This window comes from Pseudenterobacter timonensis (assembly GCF_900021175.1).
Lineage (GTDB): Bacteria > Pseudomonadota > Gammaproteobacteria > Enterobacterales > Enterobacteriaceae > Enterobacter > Enterobacter timonensis.
On record NZ_FCOP01000010.1, the window covers coordinates 439,357 to 464,062 of the forward strand.

The following is a 24,706-nucleotide window of genomic DNA, read 5'->3' on the forward strand; positions in this document are numbered from 1 at the left end:
GAATCGCTAGTTTAAATCATGACGCAAACCTATAACGCTGATGCCATCGAAGTACTGACCGGGCTTGAGCCGGTTCGCCGCCGTCCTGGCATGTACACCGATACGACGCGCCCAAACCACCTGGGCCAGGAAGTAATTGATAACAGCGTGGATGAAGCGCTGGCGGGCCATGCTAAACGCGTTGAGGTGATCCTTCACGCCGACCAGTCGCTGGAAGTGATCGACGACGGGCGCGGCATGCCCGTGGATATTCACCCGGAAGAGGGTGTACCGGCGGTGGAGTTGATCCTCTGTCGTCTGCACGCGGGCGGCAAGTTCTCCAATAAAAACTACCAGTTCTCCGGCGGCCTGCACGGGGTGGGGATCTCGGTGGTGAACGCCCTCTCCAGACGCGTGGAAGTGAACGTCCGTCGCGACGGGCAGGTGTATAACATCGCGTTCGAAAACGGCGAAAAAGTGCAGGATCTGCAGGTTGTCGGTAGCTGCGGCAAACGCAATACCGGCACCAGCGTCCACTTCTGGCCGGACGCGAGCTTCTTTGACAGTCCGCGTTTTTCCGTCTCCCGCCTGACGCACCTGCTGAAAGCGAAAGCGGTTCTTTGCCCGGGCGTGGAGATTGTCTTTAAGGATAAGGTCAATAATACCGAGCAGAGCTGGCGCTATGAAGATGGCCTGAACGACTATCTGAGCGAAGCGGTGAACGGCCTGCCGCTGCTGCCGGAAAAACCGTTCGTGGGCACCTTCGAGGGCGATACCGAGGCGGTGGACTGGGCGCTGCTCTGGCTGCCGGAAGGGGGCGAGCTGCTGACTGAAAGCTACGTCAACCTGATCCCGACCATGCTCGGCGGCACCCACGTTAACGGCCTGCGCCAGGGGCTGCTGGACGCCATGCGCGAGTTCTGCGAATACCGCAACATCCTGCCGCGCGGCGTGAAGCTTTCGGCGGAAGATATCTGGGATCGCTGCGCCTACGTGCTCTCGGTGAAGATGCAGGATCCGCAGTTCGCCGGGCAGACCAAAGAGCGTCTGTCGTCGCGCCAGTGCGCGGCATTTGTTTCCGGCGTGGTGAAAGATGCCTTCAGCCTGTGGCTGAACCAGAACGTGCAGGCGGCGGAGATGCTGGCCGAGATGGCGATCTCCAGCGCCCAGCGCCGACTGCGAGCGGCGAAAAAAGTGGTGCGTAAAAAGCTCACCAGCGGCCCGGCGTTGCCCGGCAAGCTGGCGGACTGTACCGCGCAAGATCTTAACCGCACCGAACTCTTCCTGGTGGAAGGGGATTCGGCGGGTGGATCGGCCAAACAGGCGCGCGATCGCGAATATCAGGCGATCATGCCGCTGAAGGGTAAGATCCTGAATACCTGGGAGGTGTCGTCCGATGAGGTGCTGGCCTCCCAGGAAGTACACGATATCTCTGTGGCGATCGGCATCGATCCCGATAGCGAAGATTTAAGCCAGCTGCGCTACGGCAAGATCTGTATTCTCGCGGATGCGGATTCCGACGGTCTGCACATCGCCACGCTGCTCTGCGCGCTGTTTGTGAAGCACTTCCGGGCGCTGGTGAAAAACGGTCATGTCTACGTGGCGCTGCCGCCGCTCTACCGTATCGATCTGGGTAAAGAGGTCTATTACGCCCTGACGGAAGAGGAGAAAGCGGGCGTGCTGGAGCAGCTCAAACGCAAGAAGGGCAAGCCGAACGTGCAGCGCTTTAAAGGGCTGGGCGAGATGAACCCGATGCAGCTGCGTGAAACGACCCTTGATCCTAACACCCGTCGTCTGGTGCAGCTCACCATCAGCGACGAGGATGAGCAGCAGACCACCGCCATGATGGATATGCTGCTGGCCAAGAAGCGCTCAGAAGACCGACGCAACTGGCTGCAGGAGAAAGGCGATATGGCGGATATCGAAGCCTGATTGATAAGCCCTGCTATGCAGGGTTTTTTTTGCGCCTTGCTTTGTTCCGCCGGGTGGCGCTTCGCTTACCCGGCCTGCGTTCGGGGTCATTGCTGCCCGGGGGCGCTATGTTCACCCGGCTGAATGGTTCTTCCGGTACTGCAATGGCGTTTCGCCAATCCCTGTTCTGAAGGCGCTGATAAACCAGGTGACGTCGGAAAACCCCACCTGTGTGGCGATCTCACGCACGCTGGCGTCGCTGTGCAGCAGGCTCTCGCATGCTTTTCGCAGCCGCAGCGTGTTGAGATAGTGATGAATTTTCTCCCCGGTTTCGGCATGAAATTTTCGCGATACGTAGCTGCGTGATTTCCCCAGCTCCTGCGCCAGCGCGTCCAGCCGGAACTTCTCCTGATAGTGCTCGTCGAGCCAGAACATCACCTGGCTGGCAATCCCGCTCTCGCTTTCCGGCTCGCCGCTGTTGCTGTCGGGCAGCATGGCGAACAGGCTAATCAGCAGGCTGGCGACGCTCTCGCTGTTCAGCGGCGCGGCGTAACAGCGAAACAGGTGATCGAGATGGGCGTGAAGCGGGGCGACGTCCGTAACCCAGGCTTCCCCGCCGCGCGCAGCGAGACGACCCAGACGCTGCTGCGCCCGGGGAAAATCCCGTAGCGCCTTCATCACGGCGTGATGATCGAGGTGAATAATGGTGCGCCGGTAAATCGCCTCCGCCTGCGGATCAACCATCACCTTATGCAGGGTAAAGGGAGGGAAGAAAAAGAGCCGCCCCGGCCGCATGGTGTAGTGGCGGTTATCGACCATCGCGACGCCAAATCCCTCCTCCACATAGAGGATCTCCAGGCACTGGTGCCAGTGGTGATAGCGTACGGTATTGGCGAACAGCCGGCTAAACGACGCGATGGTATCGTTTAAGGCGATCGGCTCCAGATAGTCGGACGTGGGCAGGCTGCGCATAGTGCAATAGAACTCAACTTTTTCCCCTCTGTCGCTATTTATAAACCACCTTTTTAAATTTTCTCAACTACAGGTTTATGCATCTCTCACGGCTGTGAGCTGGCTAACATTTCTTCGGCTTACAGATTCACTATGCTTTGCCGCACGGAATGACGAGGGCGACGCTATGCTTGCGGCAAATCAGGAAAAATCAAATCCGTTGTCTACCCGACAGGAGGTAGCGGCGGCGTTAAACGGACTGCTGGAGGCGCTGGACAACCAGTTTCCGGCGGGCAGTTCACGCTTTTCGCTGGGGGATACCTGCGCGCACTACGCCACGGATATCGCCCGGATGGAGGGATTATCCCGCGCGCTGTGGGGGCTGTTCCCGCTTATGGCCGCAGGCGACGAGGAGAGCTGGAGCGATAAATATATCGCGGCGATTGTCCGGGGAACCGATCCGCACGACGCGGGTTACTGGGGCGACACCGGCCCTTACGATCAACGGCTGGTAGAGATGGCCGCTTACGGCCTGGGGCTGGCGCTGTTACAGGATAAACTCACCGCCCGTTTCAGCGAGCGGGAGCTAAATAATCTGCATGCCTGGCTCGACCAGATCACCGACGCGGTGATGCCGGACAGCAACTGGAACTATTTCGCTATCATGGTTCAGCTTGGCTTTAAGCGCGCCGGACTGCCCTTTGACCAGGCGGCGATCGATCGCCGTTTCGCCATGATGGAGGCCTACTATCTCGGTGACGGCTGGTACTCCGATGGTCCCGGGCGGCCGAAGGATTATTACATTTCGATGGCCTTCCACTTCTATGGGCTTATCTACGCCACGCTCTCCGGCGACGAGGCGCGGGCGGAGGTTTTGCGTGAGCGCGCCCGTCTCTTTGCCGCCGATTTTATCTATATGTCCGCCGCCGACGGCGCCTCGGTGCCCTTTGGCCGCAGCCTGACCTACCGCTTCGCGATGGTCGCCTTCTGGAGCGCGGTGGCCTTCTCCGGCTTAGCGGTATTCACGCCGGGTATCGTCAAGGGCATTATCCTGCGCCATCTGCGCTGGTGGCAGAAACAGCCGATAACCGATCGCGACGGTATCCTGACGCTCGGTTTCGCCTGTCCGAATCTGGCGATGTGCGAGGATTACAACTCGCCCGGCTCGCCCTACTGGGCGCTGAAAACCTTTCTGATCCTCGCCCTGCCACAGACGCACGAATTTTGGCAGGCGCAGGAGGCGCCGTTGCCCGCGCTGGCCGGGACGCGCGTTATTCCCCACGCTCAGCAGATCCTGATGCATGATGCGGGCTCGCAGCACGTCACGCTGCTCACCGCCGGACAGCTGGAGCTGAACAACTACGTCAACACCGAGGCGAAATACACCAAATTCGCCTACTCCAGCCGCTTTGGTTTCACCATCGAGCGCGGGCGCTACGGCCTGAAGCACGCCGCCTGCGACAACATGCTGCTGCTGGCGGAGGGGGATAACTACTTTCGCGGCCGCCGGGAGTGTGACGCGGTGCGCGTGGATGAAAATTACCTCTTCTCGCGCTGGTCGCCGTGGCGGGATGTGCATATCGACAGCTGGCAGATCCCGTTTGGCGAGTGGCATCTGCGGCTGCACCGCGTGAACAGCGCCCGCCGCCTGCAGACGGTGGAGGGGGGCTTCGCGACACTCAAAACCGAGCCGCAGATTCGGGGGCAGGGCTGTTTCCTGCTGGCTGACAACGGCAGCAGCGCGATTGTCGATCTCTCGCCTGAGCTGAGGCGCCAGCCGCAGAGCGTGATCACGCCGCCGAACAGCAGCATTATGTTCGCCGCCTGCGCCACCATTCCGCTGTTGAGCGGTGAGATCCCACCGGGGGAGAGCTGGCTTTGCTGCGCAGTTGCCGCCTCCGGCGCGCGGGATATTACAGCACCACCACCAGGGCTCACGCTTTCTCACGGTCAGGTCGTGATTAACGATCCGGCCAGCGAACGTCAGCTGTCGTTCTCCCTGTAAAAACCCAGACCCTACATGTCGGCGAGGATGATATGAAATCCACCAGCAGAACCGAATATTACAAAATCAGCAGCTTTATCTTTCTCTACTTCTTCACCTGGTCAGCCAGTATTGGCCTGCTGGCCATCTGGCTGGGGCAAAAGACGAACCTGAGCGGCTCGGTGATCGGCACCGTCTTTGCCGTCAACGGCATTTTTTCGGTGATATTAAAGCCGATCTACGGCTATATCCTCGACAAGCTCGGTATGAGCAAGTACTTGCTCTATTTTGTGGTGGCGATGTCGGCCCTGATGGCGCCGTTTTTTATCTACGTTTACCAGCCGCTGCTGATCTCCAGCACCTGGATCGGGATTATCGTCGGCGCGCTCTATTTAAGCATTGCCTGGTATGCGGGCGTGGCGGCGTGCGAATCCTACTCCGATCGCTACAGCCGTCTGAACGGCATGGAGTTTGGCCAGATCCGCATGTGGGGCTCCCTCGGCTGGGCGGTGGCTTCCTCTTTCTCCGGCCTGCTCTTTAACCTCTCGCCAGCCTACAACTTTATTATGGGCAGCGTGGCCTCGGTGATCATGCTCATCGTGCTGCTGAGCCTGAAAGTTAACACCCAAAGCGCCCACGCCAGCGAGGTGCTGACCAAAGAGAAAATCGCCCCGGCGGACGTTTACGCTCTGCTGCGCAGCCGTAAATTCTGGGCCTTCTGCCTCTATGTGGCGGGCGTGGCGTGGATGATGTTTATCGCCGAGCAGCAGTTCTCCCGCTACTTTGTCACCTTCTTTGCCGATATCCACCAGGGGAACGCGGTCTTTGGCTATCTGGGCACCGTCCAGTCGGGGATGGAGTTCGTCATGTACATGGTGATCCCCATCTTTGTGAACTTTATTGGCGCCAAGCGCGGCCTGCTGATAGTGGGAATGCTGGTAGGGGCACGCCTGATTATCTCCGGTATCTGCGATTCGCACCTGCTGATCTCCGTGCTGAAACCGCTCTACGGGCTGGAGATCTGCCTGCTGCTGGTGTCGGTATTCAAATATATCGCCGAGCATTTCGATAAGCGCGTTAACGCCACTATGTACCTGCTGGGCTATCAGGCGATGCTTTACGTCGGCAACGTGGTGGTCTCTTCTCCAGCGGGCTATCTCTACGACCGCATCGGCTTTGAGCAGACCTACATCATCATGGGCGCCACGGCACTGACCTTTACCCTTATCTCTGCTTTCACGCTCTCCGCCTGCCAGAGCAAATGGCGCAGCGCAGGCGCGCTGAACGTGGCGGAGCAGCAGCCATCCCGATAATGCGTTGTCCAAGAAGGAACCGAACTATGTTAAGTCGTATCACTGAGGAACGTCTGGCTGAGATCCCCGTGCCCGTCGACGATCGCGCGTTTTGCGACGATCTCTGCGCGGCCCGCGAGCACGTCCTCGAGCTGATTAGCCGTCATTTAACCGCCTTCGGCGACAAATTCCCGGCGGAAACCTGCCAGCAGGGTTTCTATCCGCTGACGGAGAACGTGGAGTGGACCACCAGCTTCTGGACCGGGCAGCTTTGGCTGGCCTGGGAGATGAGCGGCGAAGAGAAATTCCGCGCGATGGCGGAGAAGCATGTGCGCTCGTTTGGCCTGCGTATTGCCGGACGCCAGGATACCAATACCCACGATCTCGGCTTTTTATATACGCTCTCCTGCGTGGCGGCCTGGCGTCTGACCGGCAACCGCGAGGCGCGCGGCTTTTCCCTGCTGGCGGCGGAGGCGCTGCTGGAACGCTTCCACGAAAAAGCGCAGATCATTCAGGCCTGGGGCGATCTGAACGATCCCGCGCAGGCCGGGCGGATGATCATCGACTGCAATATGAACCTGCCCTTGCTCTACTGGGCCACGGAGCAGACGGGCGATCCGCGCTTCGCCCGCGCCGCCCGCGCCCACGTGATGCAGGCGGCGAAATACCTGATCCGCGAGGATGCCTCCACCTTCCACACCTACTATATGGATGTGGTCACCGGCGCGCCGCGCTACGGCAATACCCAGCAGGGCTACGCGGATGACTCTTGCTGGTCGCGCGGGCAGGCGTGGGGGATCTACGGCTTTATGCTGAGCTATCTCTACACCGGCGACGACACGCTGGTGGCGCTCTCAAAACGGCTGGCGAACTATTTCCTGAATCGCCTGCCGGAGGATTATGTCTGTCACTGGGATCTGGCGCTGGTGGGAACCGACGCGCTGCGCGACTCATCCTCCGCCGCCATCGCCGTCTGCGGTCTGCTGGAGCTGGTGAAACAGTTGCCTGTCACCGATCCCGACCGGGCGCGCTATCTCGCCTGGGCGAAAGGGATAATGTCCTCGCTCACAAGGCACTATCTGGTGGGTAAAGAGGAGAGGGGCACCGGGGTTCTCAAACACTCGGTTTATCATCTGGCCAGCAACAAAGGGGTGGATGAGTGCGCCAGCTGGGGAGATTACTTCTACGTTGAGGCGCTGGTGCGCTTCACGCAGAGCTGGAAACTTTACTGGTAAAAAAGCGCGGAGTGGATCACCACCCCAGCACTTCCCTGATGACCCGGCGGTAGGGGGTCGCGATCTGTGCCGGCACGCGATCAAAGTAATCCCGCGCGTGGCTGCGCGTCTCACCGCTGAGGCTGTCCAGATAGACAATCGCCTCCTCCACGGTGGGAACGCGGCCCTCCAGCGAGGCGCTGCGGGGCGGAAGCCCGGTCCAGATCAGCGCATCGATACCTTTTTCTGCCGCCCAGGCGGCGAGGAGGCCCGCGTTGCACCCGGTAATCAACAGCGAGCCGATGCCGTCGCAGCGCGACGCGGGGATCGCTTCCCGCTCACGCAGCGCCTCACAGGCCTGGCTTAACGAATCCACGTTGAGCCAGGCCCAGAGCACCGGTACTGCCGGGGCATTCATACAGAGCGCGGTGGCCAGCTCGCCGCCATCGCTGACCCGGCAAAACTCGACGGGCAGCAAAGGCCCGTCGGGTTGCCAGTCGCCGGCAACCGGCAGCGGGCCACTTTTCCAGATGAGCGAGCCCCAGCCCAGAGACGCTATTTTCATTCAGTAGTCTCTGACGTTAAGGTTACGCTTTAGGGATACGCAGCGTCTGACCGGGATAGATTTTGTCAGGGCTGGAGAGCATCGGGCGGTTAGCCTCGAAGATTTTGTTGTACTGGTTGGGATCGCCATACACGGTTTTGGAGATAGCGCTCAGGGTGTCGCCCGATTTTACGGTGTAGTAAGTGGCTTCATCTTTGGCGTCCGTGGCGGTGATATTATTTTCCACCTCGCTGACCCCGGCGATGTTACCGACCGCGACCTGGATCTTCTCTTTCTGCTCCTGGGTCAGGCCGTCGCCGGTGACGCTGGCTTTCCCGTCGGTCACGTTAACCTGAACTTTTTCAGCGCCGGGGATATTCAGTTTCTTGAGATGTTCGGTGACTTTCTCGCTCTGGCCCTTATGGTCCGTCAGGTTATCCCAGAGTTTTTCGCCTGCTTCTTTCACAAAGTTAAAAATACCCATTCCATCCTCCTGTTTAACATGAAGTCAGAATAAGCATAGCAGGTATAAGAATTTCCCCCTTCGGATGAAGGGGGAGAAGAGCAGAAAAGCTTACAGCGCCTGTTCCAGGATGCGGATGTGGGTCTCCAGCACGTCGCCTTTCACCGCGTCGCTCCACGCTTTCATATGAGGCGTTTGCAGGTGCGCCTCCAGGTGTGCGACGGTTTCCCACTGTTCAACCATCACGATAGAGTCCGGCGCGGTGGCCTGAAAGCTGACGCCTGCGGCGGTGTCCACCATCGGCGCATAGCCGTGACAGCCCTCTTCCTGCAGGACGGTCGGGATAATTTTCGCAAACTGGTCCAGTACCGCCTGGCGGTGATGTTGTCCTGGACGGGTGCGGATTTCAGCAATAATGGTAAGCATGGTTAACTCCTTCTAATTCCAGGCTACCAGTTAAGCAAAAATTTCTGCGAGATGCTTGCGATATTCTGCGATATAACGCTCCACGTCCGGCATTTTAATCACGTCGTTAACGATAAAGGTCGGCAGCGGCGTCATCGCCAGGAACTGGTTGGCCTTATGGAAAGGCAGGTAGGCCCCGTCTACGCCCACCCCTTCGAAGAACTGATCGCTTTCGGTAAACGCCTCCAGCGGCGCGTTCCAGGTGAGCGACAGCATATATTTTTTACCGTGCAGCAGCCCGCCGGAGCCATATTTTTTGGAGGCGTCAGAACGGGTGCGGCCGTCGCTGGCGTACAGCGTGCCGTGGCCTTCGGTAAAGACATCATCCATGTATTTTTTCACGGTCCACGGCGCGCCCATCCACCAGCCTGGCATCTGCCAGATAATGACGTCGGCCCAGACGAAGTTCTGCACTTCCGCTTTGATGTCGTAGTCGCTGTCGGCGCGCACCACTTTAACATCATGTCCGGCGTCGCGCAGAAAGCCATCCGCGACCTCGGTCAGGGTGTCATTCAGCTGGCCGTTAGAGTGGGCAAACTGTTTTGCCCCATTGATAATCAAAATTTTGCTCATTTTTTGTCCTCACTTATCAGCGTCTGGGCAGCATTCTACGCGCGCGAGCGCTGCGTTAAAATGAGCAAAATGTGCAAAGTCTTTTGCTTTTTTAGCAATAATTGCCTGACCAGCCGATGCGTGCCGTAAACCCACCCTTCGGCGCATTCTCCAGCCGAAGCGTCATCTGGTGCAGGGCGGCGATGCGTTTAACGATGGAGAGCCCCAGCCCGCTGCCGGCAACCTCCTGGCCTGGCGGGCGATAAAAACGCTCGCCGACCCGCGCCAGCGCATCCGGGGGAAGGCCCGGCCCGTTATCCTGTACGGTGAAATGGCCTTCTTCCAGCGTCACTTCAACGGTACTGCCGCGCGGGCTATAGCGAACCGCGTTGTCCAGCAGGTTACGCACCAGCAGGCCAAGCAGCAGCGGCTGGCCCTTACGCACCACCTGCGGCGCGTGAATATGGAGTCGCACCTCAATGCCCGCCCGCTGCGCCGCCGGGTAGATATCCATCACGCCCGACTGCAACAGATCGGCCATCGCAACGGGCTCGATATCCTGCAGGTTATCCAGTGAGTCGAGGCGGGAAAGGGTCAACAGCTGATCCACCAGCCGCGAGGCGCGGTCGATGCCCGCATGCAACTGCGCCAGCGCTTTATCCCGGGCGACAGCATCGTCGGCGCAGAGCTGCGCCACGTCGGTCTGCACCTTCAGCGCCGCGAGCGGGCTGCGCAGCTCGTGGGCGGCATCGGAGGTAAAACGACGTTCGCGATTCATCATCTCCCGGGTGCGGACAAAGAGATGGTTAAGCGCATCAAGCAGCGGGCGAACCTCCGGCGGGACGTCGGAATCGAGCCTGTTAGTGGCATCTGGCGAGCGGTTGCGCAGCGCCTGCGCCAGCCGCTTCAATGGCATCAGTTCCCGGTTCAGCAGCACAATCAGCGCGATCAGCATCAAAGGCAGCGCCACCAGCCACGGAGTGAGCTGGGAGGCAACGATATCCAGCGCCATCTCCTCCCGGTACTCCAGCTCCTGGCCGACCACCACCCGGTAACGCCCGTCCGGGGAGGTGAGCCAGATGAAGCGCCACGCGTCGTTATCCCCCGTAAGTTCGCCGTTGGTAAAGCCGTCCCGCCGGTAGCGATAAGGGATATCGCGACCCTGATCGCCGTCGTTCAGTACCATCCTGCCGGCGGTGCTGTAGATTGCGAAGGTCAGCGCATCGTCATCCAGCTTGCCGTGCTTCGCCTTCTCAGGCAGGTTACGCATGCGGGCGGAGGCGTGGTTTTCATCCAGCTCAAGGGTGAGCAGACGTTTGGCGAATAACATCTGCTGGGTGTCGAACAATTTATCGACCTTATGGGCGGTCTGCTGCCAGGCGACCAGACTTGCCGCGAACCAGGCGGCAAAGGCGAGCAGCAGAAAAAGTAAGGTGAGCCGCAGCTTCAGGCTCAGGCGTTGCGTCAGTTTCATGCGTCACCAAGGATGTAGCCGATACCATGCACGGTACGGATAAAATCGGCGCCGAGCTTGCGGCGCAGGTGGTGGATATGCACCTCCACCGCGTTGCTGGAGATCTCTTCATCCCAGTTGTAGAGCTTCTCTTCAATAAGCTTACGCGGCAGCACGCGGCCCTGATTGCGCAGCAGTAGCTCCAGCAGGGCGAACTCCTTTGGCTTAAGCGTGAGCGCCTCGCCATCCAGCGTGGCGACAGAGCCTGTGGGATCAAGCGTGACCCGGCCATGGCGCAGCTCGCTGCGCGCCTGTCCGTGACTGCGGCGCATCAGCGCTTCAAGGCGCGCCGCCACCTCAATCAGCGCAAAGGGCTTGCAAAGATAATCATCAGCCCCGAGCCGCAGCCCCTCCACCCGCTGACTGAGCGCATCCCGGGCGGTGAGGATCAGCACCGGCTCGCTGCGCCCCGCGTCGCGCCACTCCCGCAGCACCGCCAGGCCATCTTCGCCGGGCAGGGTAAGATCCAACACCACCGCGTCATAAGGGGCGCTATAGAGTGCCGCTTTCCCGCTCCTGCCATCGGTAAACCAGTCCACGCAAAAGCCCATTTTGCTTAAGCCCGTCTTGATGCCATCGCCGATGAGCCGATCGTCCTCTACCAGTAAAATCCGCATTGTCACCTCCTTGCCGCGCCAGTAAACCTTCTCTCACCGCCCCCTGTACAGTAAAAATAAATAAATTTTCTCCTTAAGAAGTTGTTAAGGATTACCCTGTTTAATGGACGGTGAAACCACATTAAAGGGAGAGAAAAAGATGAAAAAATTTGCTGCCGCTGCCGCCATCATGATGATGACCACTGCGCCACTTTTTGCCGCTCAGGGCGGATTTAACGGCCCGTCAGCCACCCAGAGCCAGAGCCAGACCCAGACCCAGCAGGGCGGTTTTGTGGATAACAACGCCAGCCTCACCACGGCGGCGAAGGTAAAAGATCTCAAAGACGACAGCTGGGTGAAGCTTCGCGGTAATATCACCGAACGCCTCTCCGACGATCGCTACACCTTCCGCGACGAGAGCGGCACGGTGAACGTCGAGATCGACCACAAACGCTGGAACGGCCAGACCATCACCCCGCAGGACAAAGTGGAGATCCAGGGGAAAGTGGACAAAGAGTGGAACGAGTTTGAAATCGATGTGAAGCAGGTTAATAAGCTGAACAAGTGATATGGAAAGGGCCGGGCAACCGGCCCTTTTTCTCTGTGACTCAACTCGCCAGATAGGGTAGTATCTGCGGCAATATTGCCTGCAATAAACAGGTTTCTGAGTTGAGGAATCACACTTAATGAGCGATATGGCAGAGCGCCTCGCGCTACATGAATTCACGGAAAACGCCTACCTGAACTATTCCATGTACGTCATCATGGACAGGGCGTTGCCGTTTATCGGTGATGGCCTGAAACCGGTGCAGCGGCGCATTGTTTACGCAATGTCCGAGCTGGGGCTCAGCGCCAGCGCCAAGTTTAAAAAATCCGCCCGTACCGTGGGCGACGTGCTCGGTAAATATCACCCGCACGGTGACAGCGCCTGTTATGAAGCGATGGTGCTGATGGCGCAGCCATTCTCCTACCGCTATCCGCTGGTGGATGGCCAGGGGAACTGGGGGGCGCCGGACGATCCGAAATCGTTCGCCGCGATGCGTTACACCGAATCGCGCCTCTCTAAATATGCTGAAGTGCTGCTGGGCGAACTGGGGCAGGGGACCGTGGAGTGGGTGCCAAACTTTGACGGCACGCTCCAGGAGCCGAAGATGCTGCCCGCGCGCCTGCCGAACATTCTGCTGAACGGCACCACCGGAATCGCGGTAGGGATGGCGACTGACATTCCGCCGCATAACCTGCGCGAAGTGGCGCAGGCGGCGATGAAGCTGATTGAACAGCCGAAAACCACCCTCGACGAACTGCTGGATATCGTGCAGGGGCCGGACTACCCGACCGAGGCGGAGATCATCACCTCGCGCGCGGAGATCCGCAAAATCTACGAGAACGGCCGCGGCTCCGTGCGTATGCGCGCCGTCTGGAAGAAAGAGGATGGCGCGGTGGTGATTACCGCCCTGCCGCACCAGGTTTCCGGCGCCCGCGTGCTGGAGCAGATCGCCAGCCAGATGCGCAATAAAAAGCTGCCGATGGTAGATGACCTGCGTGATGAGTCCGACCACGAGAACCCGACCCGTCTGGTGATTGTGCCGCGCTCCAACCGCGTGGACATGGATCAGGTGATGAATCACCTCTTCGCCACCACCGATCTGGAAAAGAGCTACCGCATCAACCTGAACATGATTGGGCTGGATGGCCGTCCGGCGGTGAAAAACCTGCTGGAGATCCTCACCGAATGGCTGGCGTTCCGCCGCGACACCGTGCGTCGTCGCCTGAACTACCGCCTGGAGAAAGTGCTCAAGCGGTTACACATCCTCGAAGGTTTGCTGGTCGCGTTCCTCAATATCGACGATGTGATCCACATCATTCGTACCGAGGATGAGCCGAAGCCGGTGCTGATGTCGCGTTTCGGCATCAGCGAAACCCAGGCCGAAGCGATTCTGGAGCTGAAGCTGCGCCATCTCGCCAAACTGGAAGAGGTGAAGATCCGCGGTGAACAGAAAGAGCTGGAGAAAGAGCGCGACCAGATTCAGGCGATCCTCGCCTCTGAACGCAAGATGAATACCCTGCTCAAGAAAGAGCTGCAGGCGGATGCCGACGCCTATGGCGACGACCGCCGTTCACCGCTGCAGGAGCGCGAAGAGGCGAAGGCGATGAACGAGCACGATATGCTGCCGTCAGAGCCGGTCACCATTGTGCTCTCCCAGGGCGGCTGGGTGCGTAGCGCCAAGGGGCACGATATCGACGCCCAGGGGCTAAGCTACAAGGCGGGCGATAGCTTTAAGTCGGCGGTGAAAGGTAAGAGCAACCAGCCGGTCGCCTTTATCGACACGACCGGGCGCAGCTACGCCGTCGACCCGATCACGCTGCCGTCGGCGCGCGGGCAGGGCGAGCCGCTGACCGGCAAGGTGACGCTGCCGCCGGGCGCGACGGTGGAGCATATGCTGATGGAGAATGACGACCAGAAGCTGCTGCTCGCCTCCGACGCCGGGTATGGCTTTATCTGTACCTTTAACGATCTTATCTCGCGCAACCGTGCGGGCAAGGCGATGATCACCCTGCCGGATAACGCGCACGTGATGCCGCCGCTGGTGGTGGAGAACGAGAGCGATATGCTGCTGGCGATCACCGCCGCCGGGCGTATGTTGATGTTCCCGGTCAGCGACCTGCCGCAGCTTTCGAAAGGTAAGGGTAACAAGATCATCAACATCAGCGCGGCGGACGCGGCAAAAGGCGAAGATGGCCTGGCGCATCTCTTCATCCTGCCGCCGCAAAGCACCCTGACCCTGCACGTGGGCAAACGCAAAATCAAGCTGCGCCCGGAAGAGCTGCAGAAGGTAGTGGGCGAACGCGGACGCCGCGGTTCGCTGATGCGCGGCCTGCAACGCATCGATCGCGTGGAGATCGACTCGCCAGACCGCGGCAAAGCCGCCGATAGCGAAGCGTAACCTGCATCCCCTCCGTTCTGGAGGGGATTTTATAAAATTTCCTGTGAAGTCATTGTTAATTGGCGCGTTGCGTTTAACAATACGCGCTCGTAATAAAGTCCTTACCTGGCCACAGGTGAAGTATAATTGTCAGCTGTCAGGGCTTCAGAGGTCTCTATGCTATTCATTGTTCGACTTATTCTCGTTGTAATCTACAGTTTACTGGTCTGCATTTTCGGGTCGATTTATTGTCTGTTTAGCCCGCGTAATCCAAAGCATGTCGCCACTTTCGGCCATATGTTTGGTCGCATGGCGCCGCTGCTGGGCCTGAAAGTGGAAACACGCCTGCCGGAAGGGGCGGAGCAGTTTGGCAACGCTATCTATATCGCCAATCATCAGAACAACTACGATATGGTGACCGCGTCCAACATTGTTCAGCCGCCGACCGTGACGGTGGGTAAAAAAAGCCTGCTGTGGATCCCTTTTTTCGGTCAGCTTTATTGGCTCACCGGTAACCTGCTGATCGATCGTAACAACCGCACCAAGGCGCACGGTACTATCGCGGAAGTAGTGAATCACTTCAAAAAACGCCGCATCTCCATCTGGATGTTCCCGGAAGGGACGCGCAGCCGCGGTCGCGGTCTGCTGCCGTTTAAAACCGGGGCCTTCCATGCCGCCATTGCCGCAGGCGTGCCGATTATTCCCGTGTGTGTTTCCAATACTTCGAATAAGATTAATCTTAACCGCCTGAAGAACGGTCTGGTGATCGTAGAGATGCTGCCGCCGGTGGATATCAGCATGTATGGCAAAGATCAGGTTCGTGAACTGGCGGCCCACTGCCGTGAACTGATGATGAACAAAATCGAAGCGCTTGATAAAGAAGTCGCAGAGCGAGAGGCGGCCGGCAAGCTTTAAGCCGTCGCCAGGGGGAAATGGATCCCCGCGTTATGGGTTTATACATGGAGAATATATGTCACTCAGTCGGCGTCAGTTTATTCAGGCATCCGGGATCGCCCTCTGTGCTGGCGCGGTTCCGCTGACTGCCAGCGCCGCCGGGCAGCAGCAGCCGCTGCCCATCCCTCCGCTGCTGGAATCCCGTCGCGGCCAGCCGCTGTTCATGACCCTGCAGCGTAGCCACTGGACCTTTACTCAGGGGACGCGCGCGTCGGTCTGGGGGGTGAACGGGCGTTATCTCGGTCCGACCATTCGCGTCTGGAGTGGCGACGACGTCAAGCTTATCTACAGCAACCGCCTGGCGGAGAATGTGGCGATGACCATCAGCGGGCTGCAGGTTCCGGGGCCGCTTATCGGCGGTCCGGCGCGTATGATGTCGCCCAGCGCCGACTGGGCGCCGGTCCTGCCGATTCGTCAGAGCGCGGCGACCCTCTGGTATCACGCCAATACGCCGAACCGGATGGCCGAACAGGTCTATAACGGCCTGGCGGGGATGTGGCTGGTGGAGGATGAGGTGAGTAAATCGCTGCCAATCCCTAACCACTACGGGGTGGACGATTTTCCGGTCATCATTCAGGACAAGCGTCTGGATAATTTCGGCACGCCGGAGTACAGCGAGCCGGGCAGCGGCGGATTTGTCGGCGATACCCTGCTGGTGAACGGCGCCCAGAGTCCCTACGTGGAGGTATCGCGCGGCTGGGTTCGCCTGCGTCTGCTTAACGCCTCTAACTCCCGCCGCTATCAGCTGCAGATGAGCGACGGACGCGCGCTGCACGTCATCTCTGGCGATCAGGGCTTCCTGCCCGCTCCGGTCTCGGTAAAACAGCTGGCGCTGGCGCCGGGCGAGCGGCGTGAGATCCTGGTGGATATGACCAACGGCGATGAAGTCTCCATTACCTGCGGCGAGGCGGCGGGTATTGTTGATCGTATTCGCGGCTTCTTTGAGCCGTCGAGTATTCTCGTATCGACCCTGGTGCTTACCCTGCGCCCGACAGGCCTTTTGCCGCTGGTGACCGACAGCCTGCCGATGCGCCTGCTGCCGCAGGATATTCTGGCCGGCGCGCCGGTGCGCAGCCGCGACATCAGCCTCGGCGACGATCCTGGTATTAACGGCGCGCTGTGGGATGTGAACCGTATTGATATCACCGCGCAGCAGGGTACCTGGGAGCGCTGGCTGGTACGCGCGGAGATGCCGCAGTCGTTCCATATTGAAGGGGTGAGCTTTCTCATCCGCAACGTCAACGGCGCGATGCCATTCCCGGAAGATCGCGGCTGGAAAGATACGGTCTGGGTCGACGGCCAGGTGGAACTGCTGGTCTACTATGGTCAGCCTTCATGGCCCCATTTCCCGTTCCTGTTCCACAGCCAGACGCTGGAGATGGCGGATCGCGGTACGGTGGGGCAACTGCTGGTCAATCCGGCACCATAACTTTGCCCCTCACCCCGGCCCTCTCCCCAAAGGGGAGAGGGAGAAACTGCCTGCCCCTTTCCCAGGGGGGAGAGCGAAATGGGAGAGGGAGAAACTGCCTGCCCCTTTCCCAGGGGGGAGAGCGAAATGAGTACGCCGAACGGTTCCCTCTCCCCGGAGGGGAGAAGGAGAAACTGCCCGCCTCTTCCCAGGGGGGAGAGCGAAATGAGTACGCCGAACGGTTCCCTCTCCCCTCCGGGGAGAGGGTTAGGGTGAGGGGAATCATCACCCGCACAATACTCCTTCATTTCCCACATTGTTCCAGCGTATAATCCCGCTCCTTTTGTCTATTTTTTCTTCGGAAGCATTATGAGCGCAATTTCCCTGATCCAGCCGGATCGTGACCTCTTCTCCTGGCCCCAGTACTGGGCGGCCTGTTTTGGACCGGCGCCTTTCCTGCCGATGTCTCGCGAAGAGATGGACCAGCTGGGCTGGGACAGCTGCGACATTATCCTGGTGACGGGAGACGCCTATGTCGACCACCCCAGCTTTGGCATGGCTATCTGTGGCCGTATGCTGGAAGCGCAGGGCTTTCGCGTGGGGATCATCGCCCAGCCGGACTGGAACAGCAAAGAGGACTTTATGCGCCTCGGCAAGCCGAACCTCTTCTTCGGCGTGACGGCGGGGAATATGGACTCCATGATCAACCGCTACACCGCCGACCGCAAGCTGCGCCACGACGATGCCTATACCCCGGATAACGTGGCGGGCAAGCGTCCCGACAGAGCCACGCTGGTCTATACCCAACGCTGTAAAGAGGCGTGGAAAGATGTGCCGGTAATTTTGGGCGGTATTGAGGCGAGCCTGCGCCGCACCGCACACTATGACTACTGGTCCGATACTGTACGCCGCTCGGTGCTGGTGGACTCCAAAGCTGACATGCTGATTTTTGGCAATGGCGAGCGTCCGCTGGTGGAAGTGGCCCATCGTCTGGCGCAGGGCGAGCCGGTCTCCGCCATTCGCGACGTGCGTAACACCGCTATTATGGTGAAAGAGGCGCTGCCGGGCTGGAGCGGCGTTGACTCTACCCGTCTGGATACGCCGGGGAAAATCGATCCTATCCCACACCCTTACGGGGAAGATCTGCCTTGTGCGGACAACAAACCGGTCGCGCCGAAAAAGGCCGAAGCGAAAGCAGTGACCGTCCAGCCGCCGCGTCCGAAGCCGTGGGAAAAAACCTATGTGCTGCTGCCGTCATTCGAAAAGGTGAAGGCGGATAAAGTGCTCTACGCCCACGCGTCACGCATCCTGCACCACGAAACCAACCCTGGCTGTGCCCGCGCGCTGATGCAAAAGCATGGCGAACGCTACATCTGGATCAACCCGCCGGCCATTCCGCTCTCCACCGAAGAGATGGACAGCGTATTCGCGCTGCCCTATAAGCGCGTGCCGCACCCGGCTTACGGCAAGAGCCGTATTCCGGCCTACGAGATGATCCGCTTCTCCATTAACATCATGCGCGGCTGCTTTGGCGGCTGCTCCTTCTGCTCCATTACCGAGCACGAAGGGCGCATCATCCAGAGCCGCTCCGAAGACTCCATTATCAACGAGATCGAAGCGATTCGCGACACGGTGCCGGGCTTTACCGGCGTGATCTCCGATCTGGGCGGCCCGACGGCCAATATGTATATGTTGCGCTGCAAATCGCCGCGCGCAGAGCAGACCTGCCGCCGCCTGTCGTGCGTCTATCCGGATATCTGTCCGCACATGGACACAAACCACGAGCCGACGATCAATCTCTACCGCCGCGCCCGCGATCTGAAGGGGATCAAAAAGATCCTTATCGCTTCCGGTGTGCGATACGACATTGCGGTAGAAGATCCGCGCTATATCAAAGAGCTGGCCTCTCACCATGTGGGCGGGTATCTGAAGATCGCGCCGGAACATACCGAGGAAGGGCCGCTGTCGAAGATGATGAAGCCGGGGATGGGCAGCTATGACCGCTTCAAGGAGCTGTTTGACCTCTACTCGAAGCAGGCGGGCAAGGAGCAGTACCTGATCCCGTACTTTATCTCTGCGCACCCGGGCACCCGCGACGAAGATATGGTGAACCTGGCTTTGTGGCTGAAGCGTCACCGCTTCCGTCTCGACCAGGTGCAGAACTTCTATCCGTCGCCGCTGGCTAACTCCACGACCATGTATTACACCGGCAAAAACCCGCTGGGTAAGATTGGCTATAAGAGTGAAGAGGTGGTGGTACCGAAAGGGGATAAACAGCGTCGTCTGCATAAAGCGCTGCTGCGCTACCACGATCCGGCTAACTGGCCGCTGATCCGCCAGGCGCTGGAAGAGATGGGGAAAAAACATCTGATAGGCGGGCGTCGCGACTGCCTGGTGCCTGCGCCAACCATCGAGGAGATGCGCGAAGCGCGCCGCCAGAATCGCCATACGCGTCCGGCGCTGACCAAACACACGCCGATTGTGCATCAGCGTTCGAACGGTGGTACGGGAACGAAGAAGAACGTAAAACGTAAGATCGGTTAAACCTGTAACAATGCCCGGTGGCACTGCGCTTACCGGGCCTACAGCTCTAACCCTCTCCCCTCCGGGGAGAGGGCAGGGTGAGGGGATTACCCGCCAAACTGATCCGGGTCTGGCCCCAGGCGTTTGCCCTGGTCCAGTTTCGCAATCTCGCCCAGCTCATCTTTATCCAGACGGAAATCCCAGACGTTAAAGTTCTCGGCAATACGCGACGGTGTGACCGATTTCGGGATGACCACCAGGCCGCAGTCCAGGTGCCAGCGGATGACAATCTGCGCCGGGGTCTTGCCATATTTATCCGCCAGGTCGCGAATGATTTTCTGATTAAACACCCCTTCGCCGCCCTGCGCCAGCGGGCTCCAGGACTCGGTCTGGATCTTATGCGTCGCGTTCCAGGCGTGGAGCTGGCGCTGCTGCATCAGGGGGTGCAGTTCAATCTGGTTAATCACCGGACTTACGCCCGTCTCATCGATCAGCCGTTGCAGGTGGTGAACCTGGAAGTTACAGACGCCGATGCTCTTAATCAGCCCCTCCTGTTGAAGCGCTATCATCCCTTTCCAGGCATCAACATAGTGGTCGATAGCCGGAACAGGCCAGTGCATCAGATAGAGATCGACAAAATCGAGTTGCAGCTTCTCCAGGCTCTCCTGTAGCGCTTCCCGGGGACGCTTCTGATCGTCGTTCCACAGTTTGGTGGTGATAAAGAGTTCATCCCGCGCCACGCCGGCGCTGGCGAGCGCCTTGCCGACGCCCTCTTCGTTTTTATACGCGGCGGCGGTATCAATCGAGCGATAGCCAACTTCCAGCGCTTTATGAATGGCGGAGACGACCTCGTCGTTACCGGCTTTCCATACGCCGAGCCCCAGCTGGGGCATTACGTTGCCGTCCTGAAGCTTGATTACGGTTTGGTTTGCCATTTTTCCTCCTGCATGTGCTCGTCACCGGGAAACCCGGTGACGTGGTGTGCATTAATTCTGGACGAAATGCCAAAAAACGAAAGGTGGGAGAGAGAGGTTTATCGCGCCGCTTCGTAGATACGGCGGCTGACCTCCAGCGTAATATCCTTATGTTCGCCCAGCTGCGTCAGGCCATGCTCTTCCAGCTTCGCCAGCAGGGCAGGGATGGAGCTGCCGTCCAGGCCGTAGCCGGAGAGACGCGTCGGCACGCCCATCTGCTCGAAGAAGTTGCGCGTGGCAGCGATAGCCGCATCGATACGCTCCTCTTCCGTACCGCTGGTGATATTCCAGACCCGTTCGCCATACTGCAGCAGTTTTTCCCGCTTGGCGTCACGCTTCTCATTCCACAGGGCAGGGAGGATCACCGCCAGCGTCTGGGCATGATCCAGACCGTGCATCGCCGTCAGCTCGTGGCCCAGCATATGGGTCGCCCAGTCCTGCGGCACGCCTGCGCCAATCAGTCCATTCAGCGCCTGGGTCGCCGCCCACATGACGTTAGCGCGTACGGTGTAATTTTCTGGTTCTTGCAGCGCTTTCGGACCTTCTTCCACCAGCGTCAGCAGAATGCCTTCCGCGAAACGGTCCTGAATTTTGCCGTCGACCGGATAAGTCACATACTGCTCCACGGTGTGAACAAAGGCGTCCACCACGCCGTTCGCCACCTGACGCGGCGGCAGGGTATAGGTATAGACCGGATCCAGTACCGCAAAGAGAGGCTGAACGTGCCCGGAGTGGAACGCCTGCTTATCGCCGGTCGTTCTGCGGGAGATCACGGCGCCTTTATTGGATTCGGAGCCAGTGGCGGGCAGGGTCAGGACCGAGCCCATCGGGATCGCGCTCTGGATCTCGCTGCCGCTGGTCTGCAGGATATGCCAAGGATCGCGGCCTTCCGCGTAATGCGCCGCGGCGGCGATAAACTTGGTGCCGTCCAGCACCGAACCGCCGCCGACCGCCAGCAGGAAGGTGATCTTCTCATCGCGGGCGATAGCGACCGCGTTCATCAGCGTTTCATAAGAGGGGTTCGGTTCGATGCCGCCAAACTCACGAACGTCCATCCCTTCCAGCGCGCGGTAAACCTGATCCAGCACGCCGGTTTTCTTTACGCTGCCGCCGCCGTAGGTAATCAGCACGCGGGCATCCGCCGGGATCTGCGCACGCAGGTCGGCGATGGCGCCTTTACCAAACAGAATGCGGGTCGGGGTGTGGAGAGTAAAATTATTCATGACATGTTCCCTTCCGGAATTAAAAACGCGGCGGCGAGGATCGTCGCCTGATAGCGTTTATTGTGGGCATCGCCCCTGTTTCCCTCAATGCACATTCCTGCCAATCTCTTGCCCATTTCTCCATCATGCTGGAGAAATTGTAAAAAATTAAGCAGACTGTCAGCGTCGGAAACCAGAGCCGGAGCCGGGAAAAATGAACCGCCATGTCGTCTGCCAGCAGCTTGCTGAAAAAGTTAAGCTTTTAAAAAATAATGAAAATCGTGCCAGCGAGTGGCTGCCCGATGTACGCCTGCTCTACGGCACTCAGCCCGGAGCGCGCACGCCGGTGATGTACCAGCCCGGCATCGTATTTCTCTTTTCCGGGCACAAAATTGGCTATATCAACGAGCGCGTCTTTCGGTACGACGCCAGCGAATATCTGCTCCTCACCGTTCCTCTGCCTTTCGAATGCGAAACCTTCGCCACCGAGGCGGTGCCGCTGGCCGGGATGCGCCTGAACGTCGACATTCTTCAGCTACAGGAGCTGCTGATGGAGATTGGCGAAGATGAGCTTTTCCGGCCCGCGCTGGCGGCGAGCGGCATTAACTCCGCCACGCTGTCGGATGAGATCCTCTGCGCCATTGAACGGCTCTTTGACGTGATGACGCGTCCTCTGGACGCGCGCATCCTCGGCAGGCAAATTATCCGCGAGATCCTCTACCACGTGCTGCTGGGGCCGGGCGGCGGCGCGCTGCTGGCGCTGGTTAGCCGTCAGACACACTTTAGCCTTATCAGTCGCGTGCTCAAGCGTATTGAAAACCACTACACGCAAAACCTGAGCGTGGACGAACTCGCCGCTGAGGCCAACATGAGCGTATCGGCGTTTCACCATAATTTTAAATCGGTAACCAGCACCTCGCCGCTGCAATACCTGAAAACCTACCGGCTGCACAAGGCGCGGATGTTGATGATTCATGACGGCATGAAGGCCAGCGCGGCGGCGATGCGCGTGGGATATGAAAGCGCGTCACAGTTCAGTCGGGAGTTTAAGCGTTACTTTGGCGTGACGCCGGGAGAGGACGCCGCGCGCATCCGGACGATGCAGGGGGCGTAAGGGAAGAGAACAGGCCGGGTAAGCGCAGCGCCACCCGGCGTTATTATCAGGCGTTGTGATACTTTTTCTTAACCACCACGGCCACGGCGCCCACCAGACCGGCGACCAGCAGCACCATCGGCAGGACCATCAGAAAGGTCATCACCTGGTCTTCATGGTGCTTCACAAAGGGGATCATGTTAATCGCATAGCCCAGCGAGGTAACGACTCCGACCCACAGTAGCCCGCTCAGCCAGTTAAAGAGCTGGAAACGGCGGTTAGAGAGGCCAGAGATGCCCGCCATGGTAGGCAGCAGCGTACGAACGAAGGCCAGGAAACGCCCGGCGAGCAGCGCCAGCAGGCCGTGGCGATCGAACATACAGGTCGCTCGCTGGTGGTACTTATGCGGGAGCTGCGCCAGCCACCCCTTCACGACGCGCGTATTACCCAGCCAGCGGCCCTGCAAATAGCTCAGCCAGCAGCCGAGGCTGGCGGCGGAGGTCAGCAGCAGCAGGGTGGGGGTGAAGTCCATTACGCCTTTGCCGATTAACGCGCCGGCAAGCAACAACAGGCTATCGCCCGGCAAAAAGGAGGCCGGAAGCAAACCGTTTTCTAAAAATAACGTCGCAAACATAACAAAATAGACAATGCCAACAACGTGCGGATTCGCCAGCGCGGCAAAATCGTGTTGCCAGAGCGCAGCGATAATATCTTGAATGACAGACATGGACTTTCCTGTGGTACAGCTCGTATGAACTTATTGTACTCCTGATTTCCCCGGAACACCTTGATCGACGACGCAACAAATCAGGCAAATTGCCGCGATTTGTTACGGTAAGTGACACAACGCCCTTTTTCAGGGCGTAATGTATAAATTCTCGCCGGATCGCTTAACTTTACACGATACGCGCGAAGCCTGCCGCTAAATCCGCGATCAGATCGTCAACGTTCTCTAAACCAATGTGCAGGCGAATCAGGGTACCGCTAAAATCCACCTCGCCACCGGGACGCAGGGCGGCGATCTGCTCCGGCTGGTTAGGCAGGATCAGAGACTCAAAACCGCCCCAGGAGTAGGCCATGCTGAAGAGCGTAAAGTTGTCGAGATAGGCCGCCAGCTCCTCGTTATTCAGCCGCTTTTTCAGCACAAACGAGAAAAGGCCGCTGCTGCCGGTAAAATCACGCTGCCAGAACTCATGCCCTTTACTGCCCGGCAGCGCCGGATGGTTAACCCGCTCCACCTGCGGATGTTGCGCCAGCCATTGCGCCACCCGCAGGCTGCTTTCATGATGCTGACGCAGGCGTACGCCCAGCGTACGCAGACCGCGGCTGGTCATGTAGGCGGTATCGGCATCGACCATCTGTCCCATCAGATAGGCGTTTTCGCGCAGCTGCTCCCAGCAACGGGCGTTTGCCACCGCAGTGCCGATCATGCCGTCGGAGTGGCCTATCAGATATTTAGTCGCCGCCTGAATGGAGATATCGACACCAAATTCCAGCGCTTTAAACAGCACGCCCGCCGCCCAGGTGTTGTCGATGATGATAATCGCCTCGGGCGCTTTGCTGCGTACCGCCTTCACAATGGCCGGGACGTCGTGAACCTCCATGGTGATGGAGCCAGGGGATTCCAGGAAAACAATACGGGTGTTTGGCTGGATACGTTCGGCAATGCCCGCGCCAATCAGCGGATCGAACCAGTCGGTGGTCACCCCCAGCTTGCTGAGGATTTTGGTACAGAAATCCTGGCTCGGCTCATAGGCGGTGTTGGTCATCAGAATATGATCGCCCTGTTCGATAAAGGCGAGGATCGTGTTCGCTACCGCCGCCGCGCCGCAGGGGAAGAGGGCGCAGCCTGCGCCGCCCTCCAGCTCGCACATCGCTTCCTGGAGCGAAAAGTGGGTCAGCGTACCGCGACGTCCGTAAAAGAGCTCGCCATTGGCGCGATTGCGGGTGGCGTGCTTTTTTGCCTCCACGGTATCGAACACCAGCGAGGAGGCGCGCTGAATAACGCTGTTTACCGAGCCCTGCGTATACTTCTTGCTGCGTCCGGCCTGGACGAGCGTGGTATCAAGATGCTTCTCTGTCATGTCCGCGAAACCTGTTTTTATACGTCTGGACGTCCAGACTACCATGAAAGAAAAAGTGTGTCCGTTGGCGTCTACAGAAT

The 24,706-nt window shown here is 59.1% G+C and carries 21 protein-coding genes; 10 read left to right on the forward strand and 11 right to left on the reverse strand.

The genetic code is table 11. The annotated features are described in order from the left end of the window. Positions 1-18 precede the first annotated feature (18 nt). On the forward strand, positions 19-1,911 hold the full coding sequence (gene parE, locus BN3796_RS04550) for a DNA topoisomerase IV subunit B (RefSeq protein WP_061707196.1): 1,893 nt from the start codon (positions 19-21) through the stop codon (positions 1,909-1,911). Between the two features lie 111 nt (positions 1,912-2,022). Here parE and BN3796_RS04555 read toward each other — a convergent pair whose 3' ends face one another. Continuing rightward, complete coding sequence (locus BN3796_RS04555; protein WP_061707197.1) at positions 2,023-2,862, reverse strand: helix-turn-helix transcriptional regulator; 840 nt, start codon at positions 2,860-2,862, stop codon at positions 2,023-2,025. Between the two features lie 166 nt (positions 2,863-3,028). Between BN3796_RS04555 and BN3796_RS04560 the strand changes: the two genes are divergently transcribed. From BN3796_RS04560 to BN3796_RS04570, 3 genes are read left to right on the forward strand one after another with little or no spacing between them, the layout of a single operon-like run. Next, on the forward strand, positions 3,029-4,846 hold the full coding sequence (locus BN3796_RS04560; protein WP_061707198.1) for a DUF2264 domain-containing protein: 1,818 nt from the start codon (positions 3,029-3,031) through the stop codon (positions 4,844-4,846). 32 nt (positions 4,847-4,878) lie between these two features. Beyond that, positions 4,879-6,138: an oligosaccharide MFS transporter gene (locus tag BN3796_RS04565; RefSeq protein ID WP_061707199.1), complete on the forward strand. Its 1,260-nt coding sequence runs from the start codon at positions 4,879-4,881 to the stop codon at positions 6,136-6,138. 26 nt (positions 6,139-6,164) lie between these two features. Further along, positions 6,165-7,352, forward strand: a complete 1,188-nt coding sequence (locus BN3796_RS04570) for a glycoside hydrolase family 88 protein (RefSeq protein ID WP_061707200.1) — start codon at positions 6,165-6,167, stop codon at positions 7,350-7,352. A gap of 16 nt (positions 7,353-7,368) precedes the next feature. Here BN3796_RS04570 and BN3796_RS04575 read toward each other — a convergent pair whose 3' ends face one another. The 6 genes from BN3796_RS04575 to qseB form a co-directional block, all read right to left on the reverse strand. After that, the gene (locus BN3796_RS04575; RefSeq protein ID WP_061707201.1) at positions 7,369-7,896 is read right to left on the reverse strand and encodes a hypothetical protein; all 528 of its coding nucleotides are present in this window, start codon (positions 7,894-7,896) and stop codon (positions 7,369-7,371) included. A 22-nt stretch (positions 7,897-7,918) separates the two neighbouring features. After that, a complete protein-coding gene (gene lysM / locus BN3796_RS04580) occupies positions 7,919-8,359 on the reverse strand; it encodes a peptidoglycan-binding protein LysM (RefSeq protein ID WP_061707202.1) in 441 nt (146 codons plus the stop codon). A gap of 90 nt (positions 8,360-8,449) precedes the next feature. After that, positions 8,450-8,764, reverse strand: a complete 315-nt coding sequence (locus BN3796_RS04585; protein ID WP_061707203.1) for a putative quinol monooxygenase — start codon at positions 8,762-8,764, stop codon at positions 8,450-8,452. 30 nt (positions 8,765-8,794) lie between these two features. Next, the gene (locus BN3796_RS04590) at positions 8,795-9,376 is read right to left on the reverse strand and encodes an NAD(P)H-dependent oxidoreductase (protein WP_061707204.1); all 582 of its coding nucleotides are present in this window, start codon (positions 9,374-9,376) and stop codon (positions 8,795-8,797) included. A gap of 91 nt (positions 9,377-9,467) precedes the next feature. Further along, on the reverse strand, positions 9,468-10,829 hold the full coding sequence (gene qseC / locus BN3796_RS04595) for a quorum sensing histidine kinase QseC (protein WP_061707205.1): 1,362 nt from the start codon (positions 10,827-10,829) through the stop codon (positions 9,468-9,470). Then, positions 10,826-11,485, reverse strand: coding sequence for a quorum sensing response regulator transcription factor QseB (gene qseB / locus BN3796_RS04600; RefSeq protein ID WP_061707206.1), 660 nt, complete (start codon positions 11,483-11,485; stop codon positions 10,826-10,828). Before qseB ends, qseC begins: the two co-directional genes overlap by 4 nt. 139 nt (positions 11,486-11,624) lie before the next feature. On the opposite strand from qseB, the gene BN3796_RS04605 reads away from it, so the two are divergent. The 5 genes from BN3796_RS04605 (at position 11,625) to BN3796_RS04625 (ending at position 19,294) form a co-directional block, all read left to right on the forward strand. Then, a complete protein-coding gene (locus BN3796_RS04605; protein ID WP_061707550.1) occupies positions 11,625-12,032 on the forward strand; it encodes a YgiW/YdeI family stress tolerance OB fold protein in 408 nt (135 codons plus the stop codon). 118 nt (positions 12,033-12,150) lie between these two features. Next, on the forward strand, positions 12,151-14,409 hold the full coding sequence (gene parC, locus BN3796_RS04610; protein WP_061707207.1) for a DNA topoisomerase IV subunit A: 2,259 nt from the start codon (positions 12,151-12,153) through the stop codon (positions 14,407-14,409). A gap of 156 nt (positions 14,410-14,565) precedes the next feature. Continuing rightward, a complete protein-coding gene (plsC, locus tag BN3796_RS04615) occupies positions 14,566-15,303 on the forward strand; it encodes a 1-acylglycerol-3-phosphate O-acyltransferase (RefSeq protein WP_061707208.1) in 738 nt (245 codons plus the stop codon). A gap of 55 nt (positions 15,304-15,358) precedes the next feature. Further along, positions 15,359-16,771, forward strand: a complete 1,413-nt coding sequence (ftsP, locus tag BN3796_RS04620; protein ID WP_061707209.1) for a cell division protein FtsP — start codon at positions 15,359-15,361, stop codon at positions 16,769-16,771. Between the two features lie 348 nt (positions 16,772-17,119). Then, complete coding sequence (locus BN3796_RS04625) at positions 17,120-19,294, forward strand: YgiQ family radical SAM protein (protein ID WP_061707210.1); 2,175 nt, start codon at positions 17,120-17,122, stop codon at positions 19,292-19,294. An 86-nt stretch (positions 19,295-19,380) separates the two neighbouring features. Here the strand turns inward: BN3796_RS04625 and dkgA are convergent, their stop codons facing one another. After that, the gene (dkgA, locus tag BN3796_RS04630; RefSeq protein ID WP_061707211.1) at positions 19,381-20,208 is read right to left on the reverse strand and encodes a 2,5-didehydrogluconate reductase DkgA; all 828 of its coding nucleotides are present in this window, start codon (positions 20,206-20,208) and stop codon (positions 19,381-19,383) included. A 98-nt stretch (positions 20,209-20,306) separates the two neighbouring features. After that, a complete protein-coding gene (gene yqhD, locus BN3796_RS04635; protein WP_061707212.1) occupies positions 20,307-21,470 on the reverse strand; it encodes an alcohol dehydrogenase in 1,164 nt (387 codons plus the stop codon). A gap of 193 nt (positions 21,471-21,663) precedes the next feature. Between yqhD and BN3796_RS04640 the strand changes: the two genes are divergently transcribed. Then, on the forward strand, positions 21,664-22,563 hold the full coding sequence (locus BN3796_RS04640; RefSeq protein ID WP_061707213.1) for an AraC family transcriptional regulator: 900 nt from the start codon (positions 21,664-21,666) through the stop codon (positions 22,561-22,563). Positions 22,564-22,609: 46 nt separating this feature from the next. Here BN3796_RS04640 and BN3796_RS04645 read toward each other — a convergent pair whose 3' ends face one another. Both BN3796_RS04645 and metC read right to left on the reverse strand, forming a co-directional pair. After that, entirely contained in the window at positions 22,610-23,269 is a 660-nt protein-coding gene (locus tag BN3796_RS04645; RefSeq protein ID WP_061707214.1) for a DedA family protein, read from the reverse strand. Positions 23,270-23,438: 169 nt separating this feature from the next. Continuing rightward, positions 23,439-24,626, reverse strand: a complete 1,188-nt coding sequence (gene metC / locus BN3796_RS04650; RefSeq protein WP_061707215.1) for a cystathionine beta-lyase — start codon at positions 24,624-24,626, stop codon at positions 23,439-23,441. Positions 24,627-24,706 lie beyond the last annotated feature (80 nt).